The organism is Paenibacillus sp. 01L418 (assembly GCF_056400045.1).
The window spans coordinates 1-3,134 of the sequence record NZ_JBFTSN010000597.1 but is presented as its reverse complement, the minus strand read 5'-3'; the positions used below and the strand labels follow the sequence as shown (position 1 = coordinate 3,134).

Annotated in this window: 4 protein-coding genes; all 4 read left to right on the top strand. The window is 41.6% G+C overall.

What is annotated here, in order from left to right; genetic code table 11:
* Window positions 1-665: ATP-binding cassette domain-containing protein (locus tag AC1DSE_RS33335; RefSeq protein ID WP_477528916.1), on the top strand; the 665-nt coding region annotated here is incomplete at its 5' end.
* A 10-nt stretch (window positions 666-675) separates the two neighbouring features.
* A complete protein-coding gene (locus AC1DSE_RS33330; protein ID WP_441886698.1) occupies window positions 676-1,434 on the top strand; it encodes an energy-coupling factor transporter transmembrane component T family protein in 759 nt (252 codons plus the stop codon).
* A gap of 16 nt (window positions 1,435-1,450) precedes the next feature.
* A complete protein-coding gene (locus AC1DSE_RS33325) occupies window positions 1,451-2,026 on the top strand; it encodes a hypothetical protein (protein WP_441886695.1) in 576 nt (191 codons plus the stop codon).
* Between the two features lie 38 nt (window positions 2,027-2,064).
* A partial coding sequence (locus tag AC1DSE_RS33320) for a PQQ-dependent sugar dehydrogenase (protein WP_477528915.1) occupies window positions 2,065-3,134 on the top strand: 1,070 nt, incomplete at its 3' end.

The following is a 3,134-nucleotide window of genomic DNA, read 5'->3' as shown; positions in this document are numbered from 1 at the left end:
CCGTAAATGTGGATCATATCCCGACGAACAACAGAAATAGCCGTACCGATTTCTTGAACAAAGTCACTTACGTATCCCAATACCCGGACCATCAGTTAATTGAAGAAACGGTATTTCGGGATATTCGCTATGGGCTTCGCAGGATGAACTATAATGATCAAGAAATAACGGTAAAAGTGAAAGAAGCGATGGAAAATGTGGGCTTAAGCTTTGAACTATATAAGGATCGCTTCCCTTTTCAGCTTAGCGGCGGAGAAAAGAAACGTGTTGTATTGGCAGGGGCCTTGATCCTAGAGCCAAAGATCCTTATATTAGATGAGCCGACGGTAGGACTGGATCCATTGACCCGTGTGAAGTTTCTAGCTTTGCTGACCTTACTTCAACGAACACGCCTTATGACCATAATCTTCATTACACATAATCTTCAGGATGCTTTAGAACATGCAGACCGTCTGGTCATTTTAAATCACGGACAATTGATCTATGATTTGAAAATAACCGAAATTCGGCGTGCTCTTGAGGACCCCGATATTCCTTTATCTTCAATACCGTTACTACGTTTAAAAGAGGAGCTTGAATCCTTTTTCCGAGGGAAAATCGATCCGGAACTTATTCAAGAAAACAAGCTTCTCACCTTCATAACCGACCGACTCATGTGTACATAGGTGGTGGACAATGAACAGCTTAGGCCCTTTATCCGCCCTCCAATATGTACCCGGCAATTCCTTACTGCACAGGCTTGATCCCCGTTCTAAATACGGGTTTGTTGTTAGTTATTCAATAAATCTTGCATCTTCCCATTCTTTAACAACGAGCTTGATCCATACGTTTATCGCCTTATTGTTGTTTTTGCTTTCCAAGCTTCACCTTCTTACAGTATGGAAAAATATTCAAGGGCTTGTCATCGTCCTGTTGATATTGAATTACTTTCAATTCCGGTTACATGGAATAGAAGCAGCCGCGCTGCTGACGTTGAAGATGCTTTCTTTTTTTCTGTTGATGACGCTGATGTTATCTACTACGCCGCCGGAAAAACAAATGGAGGGGCTGCAAAAGTTATTGTCTCCTTTGCGACGCCTGGGAGTTAAGACAGAATCGTTTGTGTTTATGTTCACCATAGCTGTTATCTATCTTCCGCTTCTCTTGGAGGATCTTATGCGAATCATGCAAGCACAGAATGCCCGCGGACCGCAACCCGGTAGATGGAATTTACTGGCTAGGGGCAAAGATATGCTTTTACTTTTGACCCCCTTACTTTTCATAATCTTCAGACGAGCCGAACGGTTGTCGGAGGCTATGGAGTCCCGCTGTTATTACCCCGGATGCGACCGAACCGCTTTTTATCAATTGAAGTTAGGCAAGCACGATTTTATCGTGCTGCTCCTGGCCCTTCTGCTTGCGTTTGTTCCTCTATACTCCGAATGGCCAAAATAAGGAGGGCCTTTGAATAATGCATGGACCATTTATAAAATATTGGACTCAACCGCTGCCGCAAATAGAGTACGGGTCACCATTAGTCAGTGTTGGCGCAAATCAAACCAAATTAATAGTGACCATAGCCTTTTTAAGTGCCCTAACCGCATTATTCCAATCTGCGGGAGGTTTTTTACCAGGAGTGGGATACTTGATCAGCCCACTTTCTACCGCCCCGATTGTTTTCGCGACCCTCATTTCATTTCGCTCGGGACTTACTGCCTATGCATTGAGCAACTTGTTATTGTTCCTCATTCAACCAAGCGAGTTAATCGTCTTTCCTTTTACAACGGGATTGCTTGGGATGGCACTCGGCATCTTCATTGCTCTCTCCAAAAATCGTATTCAGGTTATCTTTATTTCTGCAAGTGCATTATGGGCTGGAATTACACTTGTGTTATATGCCTTCCGCTTTCCTTTGCTAGGACCGTCGGTCGCCACGAGCTTTCGAATTGACATAACCGTATATGTATTTCTTTTTAGTCTGCTTTATAGCGGAATGTGGACGGAAATCAGCCTCCGGTTAATAGCGAAACTAAGAAAATCCGTGTAAGGGATAAAAGGAAACAACTAGAAGGGGAGTAGAGTGATTTGGCTAAAGTAAAGGTTAGTTTACGGCCCATTGTTAGTAGGCTAAATATGCCCACCGTTTTGAAAACAACTATACTCCCAGGTGACTCTATTGAAAGATTATTTATTGCAACCCAGGTAGGAGAGATCTTTTGCGTAGGAAACGGAGATATAAGGACTTTTTTAGATATTCGCTCGCGAATCATAAAGCTAGGTGGATCTAGTGGTGGATATGATGAGCGGGGATTACTAGGGCTAGCATTTCATCCCGAATTTTATTATAACGGTCTGTTTTATCTTCATTATTCAGTAGCTGGAACGCAAGGTCCAGGTGCTCTTCCAGGTGCTCCTGAATCTTTTAAGCCTACCCCGTGTGATCCCAGTACCTTAAACTTAAAGTGGATAAATAGAGAAGCGCAATATGATCATATTGATACAGTAGAAGAATGGATTTTACAGTCGAATGGTCAATCCCAAAAACGACGGACATTACTTAACTTAAGAAGACCATTTTTAAATCATAATGGTGTCAATAGCTTGAATTTTTCACCTGAAACAGGAAAGCTTGTTTTTACAACAGGGGATGGCGGATCAGGATATGACCCATTTAATTTAAGTCAGGACATAATGGAAATTTTCGGAAAAATAATTGAAATTGATATAGTCAAGAATACATTTATCTATAATTCGCCAGTAGTCACACGTTTTAATGAACTTCCCGTATCAATTCAGGAAACGCTTACGGTAATTGCCAAAGGGGTTCGCAATATACCAGGCATTTCATTTCAAAAACATTATAGTCAGTATATCAAATATGTAGGAAATGTCGGACAGGATTTGGTGGAGTCAATATTTTCATTCGTTCATTACAAACCAATACCGGTTACTCAGCTTACTCATTCTTTTTTAATGAATTCAGAACCTGACCAAGAAGGTTTGATTAACTTTGGCTGGCGAGGGTGGGAAGGTGCTTTTCCTACTTCGTTTATAAAGGGCTGCCCTGAAAATCAGACTTTGGAAGAGAAAACAATTGCTTATTACAATGAAACGGTAGAAACTTCAGCGAGGCGTCTTCAACCTTTAATCAGTTA

Excerpts from the sequence above, each read along its gene's own strand:
- AC1DSE_RS33325 (WP_441886695.1), top strand. The coding sequence starts at position 1,451 with ATGCATGGACCATTTATAAAATATTGGACTCAACCGCTGCCGCAAATA.
- AC1DSE_RS33330 (WP_441886698.1), top strand. The coding sequence starts at position 676 with ATGAACAGCTTAGGCCCTTTATCCGCCCTCCAATATGTACCCGGCAAT.